Annotated in this window: 19 protein-coding genes and 1 riboswitch; of the genes, 8 read left to right on the top strand and 11 right to left on the bottom strand. The window is 61.7% G+C overall.

Annotated elements, in window-relative coordinates; genetic code table 11:
• Entirely contained in the window at positions 1 to 720 is a 720-nt protein-coding gene (locus QRN46_RS05035) for a 16S rRNA (uracil(1498)-N(3))-methyltransferase (protein WP_011336347.1), read from the bottom strand.
• Between the two features lie 50 nt (positions 721 to 770).
• Positions 771 to 2,177, bottom strand: coding sequence for an adenosylmethionine--8-amino-7-oxononanoate transaminase (locus tag QRN46_RS05040; RefSeq protein WP_011336346.1), 1,407 nt, complete (start codon positions 2,175 to 2,177; stop codon positions 771 to 773).
• A gap of 223 nt (positions 2,178 to 2,400) precedes the next feature.
• Here QRN46_RS05040 and QRN46_RS05045 point away from each other — a divergent pair, with 223 nt between their 5' ends.
• The 3 genes from QRN46_RS05045 (at position 2,401) to QRN46_RS05055 (ending at position 5,634) form a co-directional block, all read left to right on the top strand.
• Positions 2,401 to 4,179, top strand: a complete 1,779-nt coding sequence (locus tag QRN46_RS05045) for a flavin monoamine oxidase family protein (protein ID WP_221615973.1) — start codon at positions 2,401 to 2,403, stop codon at positions 4,177 to 4,179.
• 277 nt (positions 4,180 to 4,456) lie between these two features.
• A complete protein-coding gene (locus tag QRN46_RS05050; RefSeq protein WP_011336344.1) occupies positions 4,457 to 5,008 on the top strand; it encodes a cytochrome b in 552 nt (183 codons plus the stop codon).
• Positions 5,009 to 5,040: 32 nt separating this feature from the next.
• Positions 5,041 to 5,634, top strand: a complete 594-nt coding sequence (locus QRN46_RS05055) for a YceI family protein (protein WP_041475619.1) — start codon at positions 5,041 to 5,043, stop codon at positions 5,632 to 5,634.
• A gap of 138 nt (positions 5,635 to 5,772) precedes the next feature.
• Here the strand turns inward: QRN46_RS05055 and rhlE2 are convergent, their stop codons facing one another.
• From rhlE2 to ahcY, 4 genes are all read right to left on the bottom strand, one after another.
• A complete protein-coding gene (gene rhlE2 / locus QRN46_RS05060) occupies positions 5,773 to 7,641 on the bottom strand; it encodes an RNA helicase RhlE2 (RefSeq protein WP_197867230.1) in 1,869 nt (622 codons plus the stop codon).
• A gap of 222 nt (positions 7,642 to 7,863) precedes the next feature.
• Complete coding sequence (locus QRN46_RS05065) at positions 7,864 to 8,676, bottom strand: substrate-binding periplasmic protein (protein ID WP_285354355.1); 813 nt, start codon at positions 8,674 to 8,676, stop codon at positions 7,864 to 7,866.
• A 147-nt stretch (positions 8,677 to 8,823) separates the two neighbouring features.
• Positions 8,824 to 9,669, bottom strand: coding sequence for a methylenetetrahydrofolate reductase [NAD(P)H] (metF, locus tag QRN46_RS05070; RefSeq protein WP_011336340.1), 846 nt, complete (start codon positions 9,667 to 9,669; stop codon positions 8,824 to 8,826).
• Between the two features lie 187 nt (positions 9,670 to 9,856).
• Positions 9,857 to 11,266 (bottom strand): adenosylhomocysteinase, encoded by a 1,410-nt coding sequence (gene ahcY / locus QRN46_RS05075; protein WP_039767963.1) that lies wholly within the window; start codon positions 11,264 to 11,266, stop codon positions 9,857 to 9,859.
• A 22-nt stretch (positions 11,267 to 11,288) separates the two neighbouring features.
• Positions 11,289 to 11,387, bottom strand: a riboswitch (S-adenosyl-L-homocysteine riboswitch).
• 197 nt (positions 11,388 to 11,584) lie between these two features.
• Between ahcY and QRN46_RS05080 the strand changes: the two genes are divergently transcribed.
• Together QRN46_RS05080 and QRN46_RS05085 are read left to right on the top strand one after the other, a co-directional pair.
• Positions 11,585 to 11,992 carry an acyl-CoA thioesterase gene (locus QRN46_RS05080; RefSeq protein WP_011336338.1) on the top strand — a complete coding sequence of 136 codons (408 nt, stop codon included), beginning with the start codon at positions 11,585 to 11,587 and terminating at the stop codon, positions 11,990 to 11,992.
• Between the two features lie 73 nt (positions 11,993 to 12,065).
• Positions 12,066 to 12,953 (top strand): formate/nitrite transporter family protein, encoded by an 888-nt coding sequence (locus QRN46_RS05085; protein ID WP_011336337.1) that lies wholly within the window; start codon positions 12,066 to 12,068, stop codon positions 12,951 to 12,953.
• Here QRN46_RS05085 and QRN46_RS05090 read toward each other — a convergent pair whose 3' ends face one another.
• Positions 12,954 to 14,219: a cation:proton antiporter gene (locus tag QRN46_RS05090; protein WP_011336336.1), complete on the bottom strand. Its 1,266-nt coding sequence runs from the start codon at positions 14,217 to 14,219 to the stop codon at positions 12,954 to 12,956.
• A 104-nt stretch (positions 14,220 to 14,323) separates the two neighbouring features.
• Positions 14,324 to 15,493: an MFS transporter gene (locus tag QRN46_RS05095; protein WP_007959692.1), complete on the bottom strand. Its 1,170-nt coding sequence runs from the start codon at positions 15,491 to 15,493 to the stop codon at positions 14,324 to 14,326.
• Positions 15,494 to 15,712: 219 nt separating this feature from the next.
• Here QRN46_RS05095 and QRN46_RS05100 point away from each other — a divergent pair, with 219 nt between their 5' ends.
• A complete protein-coding gene (locus tag QRN46_RS05100) occupies positions 15,713 to 16,546 on the top strand; it encodes an EamA family transporter (RefSeq protein WP_221615976.1) in 834 nt (277 codons plus the stop codon).
• A gap of 39 nt (positions 16,547 to 16,585) precedes the next feature.
• Positions 16,586 to 16,969, top strand: a complete 384-nt coding sequence (locus tag QRN46_RS05105) for an MAPEG family protein (protein ID WP_011336334.1) — start codon at positions 16,586 to 16,588, stop codon at positions 16,967 to 16,969.
• Between the two features lie 49 nt (positions 16,970 to 17,018).
• Here QRN46_RS05105 and mltA read toward each other — a convergent pair whose 3' ends face one another.
• Positions 17,019 to 18,191 carry a murein transglycosylase A gene (gene mltA, locus QRN46_RS05110; protein WP_041475449.1) on the bottom strand — a complete coding sequence of 391 codons (1,173 nt, stop codon included), beginning with the start codon at positions 18,189 to 18,191 and terminating at the stop codon, positions 17,019 to 17,021.
• Positions 18,192 to 18,319: 128 nt separating this feature from the next.
• Here mltA and QRN46_RS05115 point away from each other — a divergent pair, with 128 nt between their 5' ends.
• Entirely contained in the window at positions 18,320 to 18,769 is a 450-nt protein-coding gene (locus QRN46_RS05115) for a c-type cytochrome (RefSeq protein WP_011336332.1), read from the top strand.
• A 22-nt stretch (positions 18,770 to 18,791) separates the two neighbouring features.
• Here QRN46_RS05115 and QRN46_RS05120 read toward each other — a convergent pair whose 3' ends face one another.
• Positions 18,792 to 19,187 (bottom strand): DUF1090 domain-containing protein, encoded by a 396-nt coding sequence (locus tag QRN46_RS05120; protein WP_007959697.1) that lies wholly within the window; start codon positions 19,185 to 19,187, stop codon positions 18,792 to 18,794.
• Positions 19,188 to 19,285: 98 nt separating this feature from the next.
• Entirely contained in the window at positions 19,286 to 20,962 is a 1,677-nt protein-coding gene (gene ligB / locus QRN46_RS05125) for an NAD-dependent DNA ligase LigB (protein WP_285354356.1), read from the bottom strand.
• Between the last annotated feature and the right edge of the window lie 136 nt (positions 20,963 to 21,098).

A 21,098-nucleotide genomic window follows, 5' to 3' on the forward strand; every position in this document is an offset into this window, starting at 1 on the left:
TTAGAAATCACCCCACAGTTGCTGCGCCACCGCCAGCGCCACAACCGGCGCAGTTTCGGTGCGCAGCACGCGCGGGCCGAGGCGGGCGGCGTGGAAGCCGCCGGCCTTGGCTTGCTCGACTTCGGCGTCGGACAAACCGCCTTCCGGGCCGATCAGGAACGCCAGGGTCGATGGTTTTGCATGGCTGACCAGCGGCTCGGCCACCGGGTGCAGCACCAGTTTCAGTTCGGCTTCGGTCTGCTTCAGCCAGTCGGCCAGCAGCACCGGTGGATGAATCACTGGCACTCGCGAGCGACCGCATTGCTCGCAAGCGCTGATCGCCACTTGGCGCCAGTGCAGCAGGCGTTTGTCGGCGCGTTCGTCCTTGAGCCGGACTTCGCAGCGCTCGCTGAAGATCGGGGTGATTTCAGTCACGCCCAGTTCGGTGGCTTTCTGGATTGCCCAGTCCATCCGTTCGCCGCGGGACAGGCCCTGGCCGAGGTGGATCTTCAGCGGCGATTCGACCTGACCGGCGAACTGCTCGTCGATCTGCACCACCACGCGTTTCTTGCCGACTTCCACCAGGGAGCCGCGAAACTCGTGGCCTGAACCGTCGAACAACTGCACCGCATCGCCCTCGGCCATGCGCAGCACGCGGCTGATGTAATGCGCCTGGGCTTCCGGCAGTTCGTGTTCGCCGGTGCTGAGCGGGGCGTCGATAAAGAAGCGGGACAGTCTCATGGTGGTTCTCTAGAAAATTGGATCAGGATCGCTGTTGTGGCGAGTGATGCTTAGCCCGGATCGCGGAACCCGGGATGGAAATCTTTCGGCACCGCCACGCTGACGCTGTCGCGGGTAGCAATGTCGATGCCTTCGCTGGCGACTTCGGCGAGGAAGTCGATCTGCTCCGGGGTGATCACGTACGGCGGCAGGAAATACACCACGCTGCCCAACGGGCGCAGCAACGCGCCGCGCTCCAGCGCATGCTGGAACACCTTCAACCCGCGACGTTCCTGCCACGGATAGGCCTCTTTCGTGGCTTTGTCCTTGACCATCTCGATCGCCAGCACCATGCCGGTCTGACGGACTTCCGAAACATTCGCATGATCCACCAGATGCGCCGTCGCCGAGGCCATGCGTTGAGCCAGCGCCCGGTTGTTCTCGATCACGTTGTCCTGTTCGAAAATATCCAGGGTCGCCAACGCCGCCGCACACGCCAGCGGGTTGCCGGTGTAGCTGTGCGAATGCAGGAACGCACGCAGGGTCGGGTAATCGTCGTAGAACGCGCTGTACACCTCGTCGGTGGTCAGGCACGCGGCCAACGGCAGATAACCGCCAGTCAGGGCTTTCGACAGGCACAGGAAGTCCGGGCGGATGCCGGCCTGTTCGCAGGCGAACATCGTTCCGGTGCGGCCGAAGCCGACGGCGATTTCGTCGTGGATCAGGTGCACACCGTAACGGTCGCAGGCTTCGCGCAGCAGCTTGAGATAGACCGGGTGGTACATGCGCATGCCGCCGGCGCCCTGGATCAGTGGCTCGACGATCACGGCCGCGACGCTGTCATGATTTTCCGCCAGCGTCTGTTCCATGGCCGCGAACATGTTGCGCGAATGCTCTTCCCAGCTCATGCCCTGCGGGCGCAGGTAGCAATCCGGGCTCGGCACCTTGATGGTGTCCATCAGCAGGGCTTTGTAGGTTTCGGTGAACAATGGCACGTCACCGACCGCCATCGCCGCCATGGTTTCGCCGTGGTAGCTGTTGGTCAGGGTGACGAAGCGCTTCTTGTTCGGCTGGCCGCGGTTGAGCCAGTAGTGAAAGCTCATTTTCAGCGCGACTTCGATGCAGGACGAACCGTTATCGGCGTAGAACACCCGGTTCAGGCCTTCCGGCGTCATCTTCACCAGCCGTTCGGACAGCTCGATCACTGGCTGATGGCTGAAACCGGCCAGAATCACGTGTTCCAGCTGATCGACCTGATCCTTGATGCGCTGATTGATGCGTGGGTTGGCGTGGCCGAACACGTTGACCCACCAGGAGCTGACCGCGTCCAGATAACGCTTGCCTTCGAAGTCTTCCAGCCAGACGCCTTCACCGCGCTTGATCGGGATCAGCGGCAGCTGTTCGTGGTCTTTCATCTGGGTACAGGGATGCCACAGCACCGCGAGATCGCGTTGCATCCACTGGTTGTTCAGGCCCATGTTCAGTCTCCTCGAGGCGGCTCGCGTCAGGCGCGGGCAAACAATCGCGCAAGCCTATGCAATGCGTCGCGCCGGAACAACCCATTGTGTCGATTGAGCTACTTTGTATGGGCCGATAGACGTCGCTGGCGGCGTTTTGATGGCTGACGTATTCTTCGCGGTTCTTTGGGTCGTCTGACCCGCAAAACTGCATTTTCCTACGTGTTTTTCCGGAGTTCGCTGAATGTCTGTCGGTTGGCTGCGCGCCTGTGCGCTGGTGGTGTTGGGGCTGTTCAGCGTTACGGCGCTGGCCAAGGATAAAACCGCAATCGTGATCGGCGGCGGCCTGTCGGGCCTGACGGCGGCTTACGAACTGCAGAACAAGGGCTGGCAGGTCACGCTGCTGGAAGCCAAGCCGAGCCTGGGCGGTCGCTCGGGCATGGCCACCAGCGAGTGGATCGGCAACGACAAGACTCAACCGGTGCTGAACAAGTACGTTTCGACGTTCAAGCTGAGCACCACGCCGGCGCCTGAATTCGTTCGGACCCCGGGTTACCTGATCGATGGCGAGTATTTCTCCGCCGCCGACCTGACCACCAAACAACCTGCCACGGCCGAAGCGCTGAAGCGCTACGAGAAAACCCGTGACGATCTGGCGCGCTCGATCGACGATCCGCAGAACCCGGCCGCGACCAACACCCTGCACGCCCTGGACCAGATCAACGTCTCGAGCTGGCTCGACAAGCAGAACCTGCCGGCCACCGCACGTCAGCTGATCAACCAGGACATCCGCACCCACTACGACGAGCCTTCGCGCCTGTCGCTGCTGTACTTCGCACAGCAGAGCCGGGTGTATCGCGGCGTGTCCGACCGTGACCTGCGCGCTTCGCGTCTGGTCGGTGGCAGCCCGGTGCTGGCTCAGGCCTTCGTCAAACAGCTGAAAACCATCAAGACCAACTCGCCAGTATCTGCCATCACCCAGGACAAGGACGGCGTGACCGTCAAGGTCGGCAGCGTTGGCTACCAGGCCGATTACGTTGTGCTGGCGGTGCCGTTGCGCGCCCTCAACAAGATCCAGCTGACTCCGGCGCTGGACGCCCAGCACCTGGCTGCGATCAAGGGCACCAACTACGGCTGGCGTGACCAGATCATGCTGAAGTTCAAGACGCCGGTGTGGGAAAGCAAGGCGCGGATGTCCGGCGAGATCTATAGCAACACCGGTCTTGGCATGTTGTGGATCGAGCCAGCCCTGAAGGGCGGCGCGAACGTGGTGATCAACCTGTCCGGCGACAACGCCCGCGTCATGCAGGCCTTCGGCGACAAGCAGATGGTCGATCAGGTGCTGATCCGTCTGCACGCGTTTTATCCACAGGCCCGTGGCTCGTTCACCGGCTATGAAATCCGTCGCTACAGCACCGATCCATCGACCGGCGGTTCTTACCTGGCCTTCGGCCCTGGCCAGATCAGCAAATACTGGCGTCTGTGGGAGCGTCCGCTGCAACGCATAGCGTTTGCCGGCGAACACACCGACACCTTGTACCCGGGCACGCTGGAAGGCGCACTGCGCACCGGTCAGCGTGCAGCCAGTCAGGTTGAAGACCTGGCGGCGGGCAAATCCTTCGAACCGGTCAAGGTCGGCCCGGCAGCGGCCACCGCCGCAGCGGCGGGTGCGGGTGCGGGCGTGGCGGCGAAGAAAGGCAACTTCTTCACCAACCTGTTCGGCGGTTCGGACGACGACAAGAAGCCAGAGCCAGTGAAAGCGCCAGAGCCGGCACCCGCTCCAGCCGCCCCAGCGCCTGCACCGACTCCGGCCCCTGCGCCAGCCCCGGTGGAAGCACCGAAGCCAGCAGCTCCGGTAAAAGCCGAGCCGGCGAAGAAAGCGGCAGTCAAGCCAGCAGCGAAGAAACCGGCGGCGAAGACCGAAGCGAAAAAAGCTCCGGCCAAACCGGCGGCGAAAAAAGCTGAACCGGCGAAGAAGCCAGCGGCCAAACCGGCGGCAACCACCGAGACCAAAGCGCAGTAAGGCTTTGCGGTGAATGAAAAAGCGCGGCTTTCAGGCCGCGCTTTTTTTTGCCTGAAAGATCGCCATCGCGAGCAGGCTCGCGATGGGATCAATGCGGGCACTGAAATTTGAAGACCTCTCAGCTAACCTCCAGTCACACTTTTGTCTTTAATCTTTCCTTAACTCCCCTGTTCAAGACTCTTGATCGTATTTCTCGATATTTCAAAGCGAAATTTTCCGCTTTAATTCGATAGATAACTCGCTAGTCTTGGTTCGCAGTTCTCACAGGATTTGGGCAATGCAGCTACGTAACTCTTCTTCGCGCTACGGTTGGGTCAGCATCTTCATGCACTGGGGTGTGGCGCTGGCGGTCTTCGGGCTGTTTGCGCTCGGTCTGTGGATGGTGGGGCTGGATTACTACAGCACCTGGCGCAAAGACGCGCCGGATCTGCACAAGAGCATCGGTCTGGTGCTGTTGGCTGTGATGGTGTTGCGGGTGTTGTGGCGCTTTGTCAGCCCACCGCCGCCAACGCTCCAGAGCTACAGCCGCATGACCCGCATCGGCGCCAAGTTCGGCCATGGGTTTCTCTACCTTGCGCTGTTCGCCGTGATGATTGCCGGTTACCTGATTTCCACCGCAGACGGTGTCGGGATTCCGGTGTTTGGCCTGTTTGAAGTTCCTGCACTGGTTTCCGGACTACCGGATCAGGCAGATACCGCCGGTGTGATTCATCTGTACCTGGCATGGGCGCTGGTAATTTTTTCCGGCCTTCATGCGTTGGCAGCATTGAAGCACCACTTTATCGATCGTGATGCGACCCTGACACGAATGCTGGGACGCAAAGCCTGATGTTCAACCTCGACTCCAAAGGAAAACAAAGCATGTTGAAAAAGACTCTGGCCGCTCTGGCAATCGGCTCTGCCGTCCTGTCCGCCAACGTGATGGCCGCTGACTACGTAGTCGACAAAGAAGGCCAGCACGCCTTCGTCGACTTCAAGATCAGCCACCTGGGCTACAGCTACATCACCGGTACCTTCAAGGACATCAGCGGCAAGTTCAGCTTCGACGCTGCCAAGCCTGAAGACAGCAAGATCGAGTTCGACGTGAAAACCGCCAGCGTGTTCACCAACCACGCCGAGCGTGACAAACACATCTCCAGCAAAGACTTCCTGGACGTAGGCAAGTTCGCCGACGCCAAGTTCGTTTCCACCAGCGTCAAATCCACCGGCAAGAACGCCGCTGGCAAAGACACTGCCGACGTGACCGGTGACCTGACCCTGCACGGCGTGACCAAGCCGATCGTGGTCAAGGCCACTTTCCTGGGTGAAGGCAAGGATCCATGGGGCGGCTACCGTGCTGGCTTCGAAGGCACCACCAGCATCAAGCGCTCTGATTTCGGCAAGATGATGGACCTGGGTCCACAGTCCGACAACGTCGACCTGTACATTTCGTTTGAAGGCGTCAAAGCGAAGTAATTTTCGCCTGACACACAAAAACGCCCCCGGTCTTGCGACCGGGGGCGTTTTTTATTGCCTGCCGCCACTTTCGTTTCAGCGGCGCACAAAAAATGCCCCGGTTTTCAGGCCGGGGCATTTTTCATTGCAGTGGAAAAATCAGCGATTGCGGGTCAGCAAGGCCGGTTTTTCACCGCGTGGGCGGCTTGGCAGTTGATCCAGCTGCTCAGGGGTCGGGAAGCGGTCGGCTTTCGATTCCTTGTGCATGATCTTCGGCCCGCTGCTGCGCGGGTTCTGCACGGCCGGTTCAGCGCGTTGCTGATCATCACGGGCCGGGCGGCGGTTGCGCGAGTTTTCATCGCGACGACCCTGGCCGTCACGCGGTGCACCGTTGCGTGGGCCGCTGCGCTTGCCTGGCGGCGTGCCGGTGCTCGAACCGTTGCTGTTACGCGGGCCGTTCTGGCGACCTTGCGACTGACCGCCGCGGGGTGCGCCTGAACCTGCGCCTTGCGCCGGAGCGCCTGGACGACGGTTGCGACCACCGGCCGGAGCCTGCTTCGGCACGTAGTCGACGCGGTTACCGAAGTTATCGATATCGTCGTCGAGGAATTCGTCCGGAGCACGGTCAGCAGCGGCGCGTGGCGGCTGGCTTGGCTGGCGTTGTTCGCGGGCCGGGGTGCCTTCGCGCGGCTTCTGTTGACGGGCTGGACGCTCGCCACGTTCGCCGGCCGGTTTTTCCTTGCCCTTGTCTTTGCCTTTGTCTTTACGACCGCCGCCACCGCCGCCGCCATTCGGGCCGTCACCGCGTGGGCCGCGGGCATTGCGCGGGTTGCGCATGTCCGGACGCTCGCGAACTTCAGGCTTCTCGGCCTCGATGGTACTGGCATCGAAGCCCATCAGGTCGCCGTCGGCGATTTTCTGCTTGGTCATGCGCTCGATGCTTTTCAGCAGTTTTTCTTCGTCCGGTGCGACCAGCGAGATCGCCTCGCCCGAACGACCGGCCCGGCCGGTACGGCCGATACGGTGGACGTAGTCTTCATCGACGTTCGGCAGTTCGAAGTTGACCACGTGTGGCAACTGGTCGATGTCCAGACCGCGTGCCGCGATGTCGGTGGCAACCAGAATGCGCACTTCACCGGCCTTGAAGTCGGCCAGGGCTTTGGTGCGGGCGTTCTGGCTCTTGTTGCCGTGGATCGCCACAGCCGGCAGGCCGTGTTTGTCCAGGTACTCGGCCAGACGGTTGGCGCCGTGCTTGGTGCGGGTGAACACCAGCACCTGTTCCCACGCGCCAGCGGTGATCAGGTGGGCCAGCAGTGCACGCTTGTGGCTGGCTGGCAGACGGAAGACGCGTTGTTCGATGCGCTCGACCGTGGTGTTCGGCGGCGTCACTTCGATGCGTTCCGGGTTGTGCAGCAGTTTGCCGGCAAGATCCGTGATGTCTTTGGAGAAGGTCGCCGAGAACAGCAGGTTCTGGCGCTTGGCCGGCAGACGGGCGAGGACTTTCTTCACGTCGTGGACGAAGCCCATGTCGAGCATGCGGTCGGCTTCGTCGAGCACGAGGATTTCGACATGGGACAGATCGACACTGCCCTGGCCGCACAGGTCGAGCAGACGACCGGGGCACGCCACCAGCACGTCAACGCCACGGGACATGGCCTGAACCTGCGGATTCATGCCGACGCCGCCGAAGATGCACGCGCTGACGAATTTCAGGTCACGGGCGTAGATCTTGAAGCTGTCGTGAACCTGGGCCGCGAGTTCGCGGGTCGGGGTCAAGACCAGCACGCGCGGCTGGCGCGGGCCGTGACGCTGGGACTTGTCCGGGTGGCCGTTGGGGAACAGCCGCTCCAGGATCGGAAGGGCGAAACCGCCGGTTTTACCGGTACCTGTCTGTGCCGCAACCATCAGGTCGCGACCTTGCAACACGGCGGGAATGGCCCGCTGTTGCACCGGAGTAGGCTCGGTATAGCCCGCGTCTTCGATAGCGCGGACCAAAGCCTCGGAGAGACCGAGGGAAGCAAAGGACATGAGTAATCCTGTTTTAGTTAGGGCTTGGCCCAATGGGAGTCTTGCCTGGCGCGAATGGCGTTTGAGAGGACGCAATCCCGTCCGGTCCTGCTGCGGTTCCGAAGGCACGTCCGGAGCGCTCGCGCGGGCTGAAAAGCTGCGCTGTAGCGGGTCGGGAGGCCTGTTACGGTTCCGGGCGTCCGGGCGTGAGCCTGGCGGGAACGCCGGAGTATAACAGAGCAATCACTGCGCGCCGCTTTCCTGCTGCTCAACGGTTTTGCCGCTGGCGGTGGCGTTGCCCAGCGGCGCCGTCAGGGCGGGGGCCGCGCCGTAGCGGGCGCTGAGCTCGGCATAGGCCGGTTCGCGCTTGAAACGCTTCAGTTCGGCACCGAAGCGCTGCACCAGCAAATCCATCCCGGCGTTGCGCCGCACGGCCAGAAACTGGCTCTGGCGGCTGATGACGGTCGGGTTCTCAGTAATCTTGTCGCGAATGCCCAGTTCATCGAGCAAATGCTGACCCACGCGGCGATCGGTGATCAGCAGGTCGATGCGCCCGCGCACCAGTTTGCCGAAATTGGCTTCGTGGGTCGGGGCCGGTTCCCGAGTGAACAAGGTCGATTCGCGAAAATCGGGGCTGTACAGATAGCCCGGTGAGGTGCCGATGGTCAGACCCTTGAGGTCTTCGAGGCTGCGAAAAGGGTGCGGGCGGTCGTTGGCATAGAACATCACGAATTCGACGTCCGACAACGGTTCGCTCGGGTAGAGCAGGGTGGCGTCGCGTTCGTCGCTGTGGAAGATGTCCAGCGCGCCGTCGGCCTGACCGGTTTCGAGCATCGACAGGCAGCGTTTCCATGGCAAAAACTGCCATTCGACTTCGATGCCCAAACGCTTGAACACGATGGCGGTGGTTTCGTAGTCCAGGCCGAGGTTCTTGCCGTCTTGTTCATAGACGTACGGCGCCCACGGCTCGGTGACGATACGCAGCTTCTCGCCCCGAGCGGCAAAGCTCAGGCAAGCAAAAACCAGCACGGCGAATAACTGCGTGATCAAAGGCATGGCTTGAGATTACGACGAGAAACCGGAAAGAGCCAGAAACTGGCCGCAGAAGCTCTGTTTCGGGCGTTAAAAGCAAAAGATCGCAGCGGCGAAAGCGCTGTAGGCGCCGTCGTGGCTGCGATCTTCGGGTTCTGCGTTTACGTCTTTTTAGCGCGGCAGCTTCAGGTTGTTCCAGATCGCCAGGCTTGGTTCGGCCTGGTTCATGGAATAGAAGTGCAGGCCGGGCGCGCCGCCTTGCAGCAGGCGTTCGCACATTTCCGTGACGACTTGTTCGCCAAAGCGCTGAATGCTTTGGCTGTCATCGCCGTAGGCTTCCAGCTGCTTGCGGATCCAGCGCGGGATTTCCGCACCGCAGGCATCGGAGAAGCGCGCGAGTTTGCTGTAGTTGGTGATCGGCATGATCCCCGGTACCACCGGAATGTCCACGCCCAGCGCCTGCAAACGGTCGACGAAGTAGAAGTAGCTGTCGGCGTTGAAGAAGTACTGGGTGATCGCGCTGTCGGCGCCGGCACGGGCCTTGCGCACGAAGTTGGCGAGATCGTCTTCGTAGTTGCGCGCTTGCGGATGCATCTCCGGGTAGGCGGCGACTTCGATGTGGAAATGATTGCCGGTTTCTTCACGAATGAATTCAACCAGTTCATTGGCGTGACGCAGCTCGCCGCTGGTCATGCCCATGCCGGACGGCAGGTCACCGCGCAGGGCGACGATGCGCTTGATGCCGGCGGCCTTGTACTCGTTCAGCAGGCCGCGCAGGTCGTCCTTGCTGTCGCCGACGCACGACAGGTGCGGTGCGGCGGGGATTTTGACTTCGCTTTCCAGCTGCAGAACGGTGTTCAGCGTGCGGTCACGGGTCGAACCGCCAGCGCCGTAGGTGCAGGAAAAGAAGTCAGGCTTATAGGTGGCCAGCTGACGGGCAGTGGCGAGCAGTTTTTCATGCCCAGCATCGGTCTTGGTCGGGAAGAACTCGAAGCTGTAGCGACGGTCTTGGGACATGGAGGAAGCCTCCAGTTACGAGCGGCAAGCTACAAGCTGCGAGAGAAGCGGTGGTGCGCTGATCTATCGAGCGTGAAACCGGCTGCCTGAAACTGTTTTGAAATAGGGGCAGAGCTTTCAAGCTTCGTACGGCAAGTCCGGCTTTTGACCTTGCTTGCCGCTTGAAGCTTGAAGCTCGCAGCTGCTCTTAGTAGCGGTAAGCGTGTGGCTTGAACGGACCTTCGACGGTCACGCCGATGTAGTCAGCCTGTTGCTTGGTCAGTTGAGTGACCACGCCGCCGAAGCCGCGAACCATTTCCAGGGCCACTTCTTCGTCGAGTTTCTTCGGCAGTACTTCAACGGTCAGGCGCTCGGCTTTCTGGGCTGGCGACAGGTCGGCGTACTTCTGGCCGAACAGGAAGATCTGCGCCAGAACCTGGTTGGCGAACGAACCGTCCATGATGCGGCTTGGGTGACCGGTAGCGTTGCCCAGGTTCACCAGACGGCCTTCGGCCAGCAGGATCAGGTAGTCGTCGTTCTGTGGATCGAACGAGCCAGCGCCGGTACGGTGGATCTTGTGTACCTGTGGCTTCACTTCTTCCCATGCCCAGTTCTTGCGCATGAAAGCGGTGTCGATTTCGTTGTCGAAGTGACCGATGTTGCAAACCACGGCGCGCTTCTTCAGGGCTTTGAGCATGTTTGCGTCGCAAACGTTGACGTTACCGGTGGTGGTCACGATCAGGTCGATCTTGCCCAGCAGCGCTTTGTCGATGCTCGCTTCGGTGCCGTCGTTGATACCGTCGATGAACGGCGAAACCAGTTCGAAACCGTCCATGCAGGCTTGCATGGCGCAGATCGGGTCGACTTCGGAGACTTTGACGATCATGCCTTCCTGACGCAGGGACTGGGCCGAACCCTTGCCCACGTCACCGTAACCGATGACCAGCGCTTGCTTGCCGGACAGCAGGTGGTCGGTACCACGCTTGATCGCATCGTTCAGGCTGTGACGGCAGCCGTACTTGTTGTCGTTCTTGGACTTGGTCACCGAGTCGTTGACGTTGATGGCCGGGATTTTCAGCTCGCCCTTGGCCAGCATGTCCAGCAGACGGTGCACGCCGGTGGTGGTTTCTTCGGTCACGCCGTGCACGCGGTCCAGAACCTGTGGGTATTTCTTGTGCAGCAGCTCGGTCAGGTCGCCGCCGTCGTCGAGGATCATGTTGGCGTCCCATGGCTGGCCATCTTTCAGGATGGTCTGCTCCAGGCACCACTCGTACTCTTCTTCAGTTTCGCCTTTCCAGGCGAAAACCGGGATGCCGGCAGCGGCGATGGAAGCAGCGGCCTGGTCCTGAGTCGAGAAAATGTTGCAGGACGACCAGCGTACTTCGGCACCCAGGGCAACCAGGGTTTCGATCAGCACGGCGGTCTGGATGGTCATGTGGATGCAGCCGAGGATTTTTGCGCCTTTCAAAGGCTGCTCGGAAGCGTACTTGCGACGCAGACCCATCAGGGCCGGCATTTCCGACTCGGCGATGATGGTTTCGCGACGGCCCCAGGCAGCCAGGGACATGTCGGCAACTTTGTAATCGTTAAAATCTGCAGGCGTGATAACAGCGCTCATGAGAGCCTCCATTCGTAATGTATGCGAATGGGCGCCGTTGTGCGTTTAGTGTCCGGCCTGAGCCGGTCAACGCCCCATCCGAGCCTGACAGGTTGAACCTGCTGCAGCGCCCCTCGGACAGGTGGCGGGAAAACGGTACCAAGTGAAGGTTACCGTTTTGAAACGGGGGCGATTATAGCCGTCTAGACTGATCTTCCAAAGGGTTTCTGTCGGCCAGATGAAGATCGCCAATCGCGACCATAGTAGAAGCCTCATGGAGCATGACCGCTCAGTCTGCCAAGATGGCCCCATCATTCGGCAAGACGCTCAGGAGTGAAGATGAATTTCCACACCCGCAAGTGGGTAAAACCCGAAGACCTCAACCCCAACGGCACCCTGTTCGGCGGCAGCCTGCTGCGCTGGATCGACGAAGAAGCGGCGATCTACGCCATCGTGCAACTGGGCAACCAGCGCGTGGTGACCAAGTACATTTCCGAAATCAACTTCGTCAGCGCCTCGCGCCAGGGCGACATCATCGAACTGGGCATCACCGCCACCGAGTTCGGCCGCACCTCGATCACCCTGACCTGTGAAGTGCGCAACAAGATCACCCGCAAGAGCATCCTGACCGTCGAGAAGATGGTCTTCGTCAACCTCGGCGAAGACGGCTTGCCGGCGCCGCACGGGCGAACCGAGATCAGGTATGTCAAAGACCAGTTCAAGGATGACGTGCCCGTTACCGAGTAATCGCGTCACACCGGCGAACGGAAGCCGAGCGGCGCGTGTCGTAGCCTTATGACCCCGCCACCGGTTTCCCGCCATGACCACACCAACAGACGGCAAGACCCCCGATCTCTCGGCCAAGGAACAGCACGAAGTCGAGAAAAACCAGCCGCCCCGCGCGGCGGTTCTGCATGAAATCATCCGCAAACAGGGCGACCAGGAACTGGAGCGCAGCATCGCCGCGTTGTGGTGGTCGGCGCTCGCGGCCGGGCTGACCATGGGCCTGTCGCTGATGGGCATGGGCCTGCTCAACTCGCGTCTGCCCGAGGGCGACGAATTCAAGGTGATCGCCAGTTTCGGCTACTGCGCAGGCTTTCTCGCGGTGATCCTCGCCCGCCAGCAACTGTTTACCGAAAACACCCTGACTGCTGTGCTGCCGGTGATGACCAAACCGACCCTGGCCAATTTCGGCCGGTTGATCCGGCTGTGGACGGTGGTGCTGTTCGGCAACCTGTGCGGGACGATTCTGGTGGCCTACGTGATGCTCGAACTGCCGATCTTCGACAGCAAGACTGACGTAGCCTTCCTCGAAATCGGCCGCAAGGTCATGGAAAACCACGCGAGTCAGATGTTCGCCAAGGGCATCGTCTCGGGCTGGATGATTGCCACCATGGTCTGGATGATTCCGTCCATGGAGAGCGCGAAGATGTGGATCATCATCCTCATCACCTATCTGATGGCACTGGGCGATTTCACGCACATCGTGGTGGGGTCGGCGGAGGTGTCGTATCTGGTGTTTGCCGGCGAGTTGCCGTGGAGTGACTTCTGGGCGGTGTTCGCCGGGCCGACCCTGGCGGGGAACATCATCGGCGGCAGTTTCATCTTCGCCCTGATCAGTCATGCGCAGATCCGCAGTGAAAGCGGAAAGCCGAAAGAGTCTGCGGATCAGGCCGAAAAGCCCGATCCGCAGCAGATCAAGAAATGATCAATGGTGCGCGGGCTCGGCAGCGCTCGCCGGCTCGTCGCGCGTTGCGTGCTTGACCAGTTTGCCGATGGTCAGGCCCTGCAACAGGATCGATGACAGCACCACGATGTAGGTGATGCTCAGCAGCAGATCGCGCTCCGGGCCCAACGGCAGGGCCAGTGCCAGTGCCACCGACACACCGCCGCGCAATCCACCCCAGGTCAGGATCCGGATAGTGCCGCGCGGCACGGTGCGCCAGCGCCGCAGCAAGACGATGGCCGGGGCCACGGTGAGCAGGCGCGACAGCAGAATCGCCAGCGCCAGCAGGCTTGCCGCCGCCACGTGCAGCCAGTTGAACGGCAGCAGCAACAGCTCCATCCCGATCAGCGCGAACAGCAGGGCGTTGAGCATGTCGTCGAGCAATTCCCAGAAACCGTCCAGGTATTTGCGGGTCATGTCGTTCATCGCCAGGTTGCGACCCAAGTTACCGATGATCAGCCCGGCAACCACCATCGCAATCGGCGCCGAGACGTGCAGCTCGGTGGCCATCGCCGAACCGCCGATCACCAGCGCCAGGGTCAGCATGACTTCGATCTGGTGCTGCTCGATGCTCTTGATCATCAGGTACACCAGATAACCGATCAGCCCGCCGAACAGCACGCCGCCGATGGCTTCATGGGCAAACAGCATGGCCGTGGCGCCGACGGTCGGGGTTTCGCCCAGTTGCGCGATGCCCAGCAACACGGTGAACACCACCACGGCGGTGCCGTCGTTGAACAGCGATTCGCCGACGATGGTGGTCTTCAGCGGCTTCGAGGCATTGGCCGTACGCAGCACGCCGAGTACCGCGATCGGGTCGGTCGGGGAAATCAGCGCGCCGAACAACAGGCAGTAGAGGAAGCTCACGTGCCAGCCGAACAGGGCGAAGATGTAGTAGGCGAGGCTGCCGATCACGGCGGTGGCGATCAATACGCCGAAGGTCGCCAGCAGGCCGATGGGCCAGCGGTAACTGCGCAGGTCGTTGAGGTTCACGTGCAACGCACCGGCGAACAGCAGGAACGAGAGCATCCAGTTCATCAGCAGATCGCCGAAGTCGATCTGGCCGATCAGTTGCTGTACGCGCTCTTCGAGACCGGGGTAGCCGAGCAGGCTCAGGCCTTGCAGCAACAGGGAAAACATCAGCGCGGTAACCATCACGCCGATGGTCGGGGGCAGGCCGATGAAGCGGAAATTCACAAAGGTGAGGAGGGTGGTGAGGCAGATGAAAGCGGCGACGAGTTCAAGCATCCGGGGTCCTTTGGATGGGGGGTGGAAAGACATCGCGCCCGTTCATGGACGCAAGGGTTGGATGGGCTGACGCCGGGTGGGGACACAATGGTGTCCCCCGGGAATCAGCCGGACACATTGACCGCAGCGACACCCCGACGTTGCAGGTAGATGAAAAACAGCGCCGTCAGCACGGTCAGCACGCCCACCAGCGCGCCGGTCCAGGGCAAGTCCGCGAGATCCGCGCCACTGGCCACCACCAGCCCGCCGATCCAGGCGCCGGCGGCATTGCCGAGGTTGAACGCGCTCTGGTTCAGGGTCGAACCGAGGTTCGGTGCCTCGTGAGCCTGATCGATGATCAGCAGTTGCAGGATCGGGCACAGGGCGAAGGCAAAAATCCCCCACAGCACCAGCGTGATCGCCGCCGGAACCACCGAACGACTGGTCTGGCTGAACGCCGCCAGAATCACCACCACCGCCAGTGCGACACCCACCAGCGACGGCAACAGACGACTGTCGGCCAGGCGTCCGCCGAGCATGCTGCCACCGGTGAGGCCGACACCGAACAACAGTAGCATCACGGTCACTCCGTGAGGGCTGACGCCGGTGATGTCCTGCAGAATCGGCGCGATGTAGGTGAACACACTGAACAGGCTGGTGGACGCGAGCACGCTCATACCCAGCGCCAGCAACACGTTGACCTTGCCCAGCACCTTGAATTCGCTGGCGAGGTTGGCCTTGTCCATCGGGATGTGTTTCGGCAACCACAGCCATTGGGCGAGGGCCGCGATCACTCCGATCACCGAGACCGCCCAGAAGGTCGAGCGCCAGCCGGCGTACTGTCCGAGTGCTGTGCCCAGCGGTACGCCGAGGACGTTGGCCAGGGTCAGGCCGGTGAACATCATGGCAATCGCCTGCGCCCGTTTGTTCGGTGCGACCAGCCCTGCGGCCACCACCGAACCGATGCCGAAGAACGCCCCATGGCACAGCGCGGTGACCACGCGCGCCGCCATCAGTGTCGCGTAGTTAGGCGCCAACGCGCACAGCACGTTGCCGAGAATGAACATCAGCGTCATGCCCAGCAGCGTGGCCTTGCGCGGCATGTTGGCGGTGCCGATCGCGAGGATCGGCGCACCGAACACCACGCCCAGGGCGTAGCCGGTGATCAACAGGCCCGCATGGGGAATGCTCACCGCGAGGTCGCGAGCGACATCGGGCAGCAGGCCCATGATGACGAATTCAGTGGTGCCGATGCCGAAAGCGGCAACAGCGAGTGCAAGCAAGGCGAGTGGCATGCGCAAGGTCTCTGTCGGTAGTCTTGACGCTTTGATCAGGCATACGCAGGCCGGCGACCGGTCTCGGGCGAGAACGGGGCAGGCAGGAATTATTGGAATTTGTCTGTGCGCAACTGAGTGCGGCGTGGTCGCTTGCAGTATAAACAGCTGCTGACACATCGCGAATCAATAATCTGACTAATTGGCTCAGGTTCAACAACAAGAACAAAGGAGTGGCACGTGCTGGCGACAGCTCTGGTGTTGGTGGCGGCGCTGTTGCACGCAGCGTGGAACACGTTGATCAAGTTCAGCGCCGAACGGCTGCTGGTGGTGGCCTGCATGGACAGCGTGGCGCTGTTGTTCGTGGTGCTGGCGATGCCTTTCATCAGCCTGCCGCCGGCGGAAATCTGGCCGTGGATTCTGGCGTCGGCGGCGTTCGAACTGCTGTATCGCTACCTGTTGATCCAGGCCTATCGGGTCGGCGATCTGGGGTTGGTCTATCCGTTGATGCGCGGATTGTCGCCGCTGGTGGTACTGGCGCTGACCCTGATCTTCGCCGGCGAAGTGCTGACCACCCAGCAAATCTTCGGAATCCTGCTGATCCCGCTGGGCATGGCTTGCCTGCTCTGGCAGGGCGGCGGCGGGAAACATTTGCCGTGGGCGATGCTGCCGGTGGTGGCGCTGATCGGCTTGTGCATCGGTTGCTACACCTACATCGATGGCCAGGCGTTGCGGCGCTGGTCGCATCCGCTGGATTACCTGGTCTGGGTCACGCTGTTCAGTGCCTGGCCGTTTCCGATGCTGGCATGGGTGGCCAAGCGTCCGGCGTTCATGCTGTTCTGGCGCGAGCAATGGAAGCTGGGGCTGGCGGTCGGGTTCTGCGTGTTGTTCAGCTACGCTCTGGTGCTGTGGGCGATGCAGTTGGGCTCGATTGCCGAAGCGGCGGCGTTGCGTGAAATCAGCGTGATCCTGGTGGTGCTGTTCGGCATGCGTTACCTGAAAGAACCTTTCGGCCGGCCGCGGCTCTTAGCCTGTGGGCTGGTGCTGATCGGCATGCTGGTCATGAAGTTCTGAGCGCCCGGCAACTCTAAAACTCGAAAGAAGGACGGTGTTATGACGGTGGCTTTGTGGTGTGTGTTGATCGCGATCTTTCTGCCCTATCTGTGCACCGTCGTGGCCAAGGCCTCGGGTGGTTTCAGACTGCGGGACAATCATGATCCCCGGGACTTTCTGGACAGCGTGGATGGCGTGGCGCGTCGTGCCCATGCGGCGCAACTGAACAGTTTTGAAGTGACCCCGGCGTTTGCGGCGGCGGTGATCGTCGCGCACCTGGTGGGCACGGCAGAGCTGGTGACGGTCAATGTGCTGGCGGTGCTGTTCATCACCAGTCGCCTGCTCTACATCATTTGCTATCTGGCGGACTGGGCGGCTTTGCGCTCGCTGGTGTGGTTTGTCGGGATAGTGCTGATTGCCAGCTTCTTCTTCGTTTCGATCTGAACCTGAAAAGATCGCAGGCTGACGAGGCCTGCGATCTTTTGCGTTGCGCTTACGGCTTGTCGGCCACCTGCGGGACTTGCGGCAACGCCGCGCCTTTTGGCCAGAGCATCCAGATCTGCCCCTGCTGTTTCATGTCGCCAGCCAGTTGCCCGGCGGCATCGCCGGTGCCCCAGAACAGATCCGCGCGAACCTCACCGGCAATCGCGCCGCCGGTGTCCTGCGCAGCCACCGGGCGTACCAGCGGCGTGCCGTCCGGGCGAGTGGTCGACAGCCACAACAGGCTGCCTAGCGGAATCACCTTGCGGTCCACAGCCGCGCTGTAACCGGCGGTCAGCGGCACGTTCAGCGAGCCGCGTGGCCCTTCGTTGCTGTCCGGATTGCGGGTGAAGAACACGTAGCTCGGATTGCTCGCCAGCAGTTCCGGAATGCGCGAAGGGTTGGCCTTGGCCCAGTTGCTGATCGCACCCATGGTGACTTCTTCTTTTTTCAGCTCGCCCTGTTCCACCAGCCAACGGCCGATCGGTCGGTACGGATGACCATTCTGGTCGGCGTAGGCGATGCGCAGTTGTCGGCCGTCATCGGTCTGAATCCGCCCCGAACCCTGAATCTGCAGGAATTGCAGGTTCATCGGATCGGTCAGCCACGCCACGACCGGCGCCTTGACGCCCTGGCTCTCGATGGTCGCCGCGTCGTCGTAAGGCTTGAGCACGCGACCTTCGAGGCGGCCGCGCAGGCGCTTGCCTTTCAGTTCCGGATAAATGCTGTCCAGCGAGACAATGATCATGTCCTCGGGCACGCCGTACACCGGCACGTTGGCGCTGGCGGTTTGCGTCAGGCTGCCGGGATAGACCGGTTCGTAATAGCCGGTGATCAGACCGTTGGGGTTGTCGTTCTCGGCGCGCAGGCCGAAGACGTCGAGGTTCTGCTTGAGGAACGCGCGGATGTCGCCGGCTTTTTGCGGCACGTTGGCGGCTGCCGCACAGGTCGCGCCCCAGACCGGGTCAGCCTTGAGCCGGGTGCAGGCGCTGCGCCAGGAACCGAAACCGGCCACCAGATCGCTATCGGACACTGTTGGCAGTGCTTCCCAGGTGGCACTGGAATACGTGGCCAGGGCGTGGGTTTTCGGCTTGGCGCTGTCGCCACCGGTGCATCCGGCGAGGATCGCCAGCAACGGGAGGGTGACGAGGAGCGGATGACGCCAGGCCTTGAAGCGGCTGTTCATGGAGAATTTCCTGTGCCGGTTGCTGAAGTGCTCCATGCGCTCAAGCAACCCTTATTGTTAATAGGGCTATTGGTGTTTGGCGGTGACGCGAGGATACTGGCCGCCGATTTCCGTGACCTGAAGCCACCATGACTCTTAAAAGAATTTCTGTTGTATTGCTGGCCTGTCTGACCTTGTCCGCCTGTGGCGGTGTCGACCCGAATTCCCCGCTGGGTCAGCGCAAGGCAATCTTCAAGCAGATGCTCAAGACCGGCGAAGACCTGGGCGGCATGCTGCGCGGACGCATTGCCTTCGACGGGCCGAAATTTGCGGAAGGTGCGGTCAAGCTCGATGCGTTGTCCCATGAGCCGTGGAAACATTTCCCGCAGGTGCGCGAAGAAGATCACACCAGCGCCAAGGACGATGTATGGCAGAAACAGGCGCGCTTCCAGGAAATGGCCCGCAGCCTTGAAGCGGCTACCGGTGAACTGGTGATCGCCAGCAAGGTTCAACCCTACAAGGCCAGTAACCTGGGGCCGGCCGTGCAGAAAGTCGAAGATGCCTGCAGTGCCTGCCATAAAGAGTTTCGCGACCACTGATGTTCAAGGGATCACGGCTTTCTTACTTGTCGAGTTCGTCCAGCGCGTCCTGCAATTCCTTGCGCGATTCGGCGAGCTTGTTCTTGCGCTTGTCGATCTTCTCCGGATCGCCTTTCTTCATGGCCTTGTCCAGATCGGCCTGACGCTTGCTCACTTCGTGCTTGGCGTCTAGCACCTTGTTTTCGCGCTCTTTCTTCAGGCCTGCGTCGGTGCAGTGCTCGGTGACTTCGCGCAGGGCGGTTTCGAGGCCGGCCTGCTGGTCGGCGTTGCCGCGGGACTTGGCCTGTTCGATCTGATTGATGATGCCCTGCTTCTTGGCAGCACAACCGGTCAGGCCCGGTGCGTCTTCGTCGGCCATCACGGGGGCGGCGAGGACTGCGCAGAACGACAACAGGGCGAGCGGTGCGAGAAATTTCATAAAAGCTCCATGTGCAAAGGCAATCGGGTCGGTAAAGCACTGCGCTGTTGGAGCGCTCCGGCGGACATTGGGTTCCCGGCTGGCCGGGGATTGCGTGTTCAGAAGCCGTCGACGCCGGCGGCTTGCAGGGTTTCACTCAGGGTCAGTACCTGCGGGTCGCGAAAAAAGGCGCTCAATTGCGCCGCGCGACCCGGGCCTATCCCGGCTTCTGCCTGCCATTGTTCGGTGTTGCGTTGTGCCAGCGCCTGCCATGAATCGGCGAGTGTTGCCTGACCGGTCGGTGGCAACCCCAGGGCTTTGAGCCATTGTGCGAACGGCCGTTGGCGGGCGCTGTGAAAACTGTGCAGCAGGCGGGCACTGCTACGCTCGCCGAGACCGGCAATGTTAGCAAGCTCCGGCCCGTCGAGGGTCAACCAATCCAGAAGGCTGTTCAGGCGGCCTGTTTCGAGAAGTTTCTCCCAGGTGCCGCGACCGACATGCGGCAGGGCCAGTCCCTGCTTGCCGCTGAGCCAGGTCAGGCGCGCGAGGAACTGACTCTCGCAGCCCGGTGTCGGTTGCCAGCAGCTCAGGGCGTGAAAATCGCTGGCAAGCGGAACGTTCAGATCGGCGCGTTCGGTACTGCGCAGTACCACGCTGTCGAGGCGCGGAATCGTCAGCCCGGCCAGGCTGATTGCGACCTGATCGCCGGGGCGAATGTCCAGCTCCTGCCAACGCCTGAGCGAACTGACGCTGACCCGTTTGATCTGCCGGTCATCGAGCATCACCGGCGACAGTTCAAGCACCGGCGTAATGCGCCCGGTGCGGCCGATCTTGAAGTGCACCTTGCGCACATCGGCCAGTGCCTGGGCGAACGGGTATTTCCAGGCGACAGCCCAGTAGGGCGGACGAGCCTGCCAGCGCTCGGCGGGCGGTCGCAGGCTCTGGCGCAGAACCACGCCGTCCGTGGCGAATGGCAGTGGCGAGTGATACCAGTGATCGCGCCAGTGTTGCGCGTCGTTCAGGCTGGCGACGGCCTGGGTGTAGGGCACCGTGGTAGGAAAACCGAATTGTGTCAGGGCCGTGATTCGCTCCGGCAAGTCCCTCGGCCCGTGCGGCCAGTCCCAGACAAACAGCCCGATACCGGCGGCGTGTTCCGCGCCGAGATCCTTGCGTCCCAGCAGGCCGGCCACGGTGGCGCGGGCGTTGGCGCTGCCGGCACGTGCCTGCATGTGTCCGTTCAGGCGCCAGTAGAGTTCGCCTTGCACCAGCAGATCCTGCGGTTGCGTCAGCTGTTGCGGAATGGCTCCGATCTTTTTTGCAGATGCCGTCCAGTCCTGCCCGCGAACACCATCCCCGCGACTGATCGCCTGATGCAGTCGGCCGTCGCGATAGATCAGGGTCACCGCCACGCCATCGACCTTGGGTTGCACCCATACGTTTTGGCGGTCGCGCAGCCAGGTGGCGATGTCCGCCGCGTCGTGAAGCTTGTCCAGACCGGTGTGAGCGACCGGGTGCGCAACCGGGCCTGATGCGGTGCGCAGCGTCTCGGGCGGTGAGGGAAGTTTGAAGCACCGACGCCATTGGTTCAGGCGCAAACGGGACTGATCGTAGAGCTCATCGGCGATCACCGAGCGACCTTCGCGATGATAGGCGTCGTCCCAGCGGTGGATCTGTTGTTGCAGGGCGGCGACTTCGCTCGATGCCCGGGCGGCGGCCCAGTCGGGGCAGTCGTCAGCGAAGGTGTTGAGGTGGAAAAACGGCAGGAAAAACAAAAACAGGCGCAGTGTGGCAAGCATCGTGAGCGTCCTTGCTCAGAGAGATACCTGAAGGCTAGCCGGGATTTTGAAGCGGGCCGGGCGGCTGTTTTGCCGGTTGTTTCGCGGCCATGAAAAAGCCCCGCACGGCGAACCGTGCGGGGCTTCTTGTACCGCC

Source organism: Pseudomonas sp. lyk4-R2A-10 (assembly GCF_030209075.1).
Lineage (GTDB): Bacteria > Pseudomonadota > Gammaproteobacteria > Pseudomonadales > Pseudomonadaceae > Aquipseudomonas > Aquipseudomonas glycinae.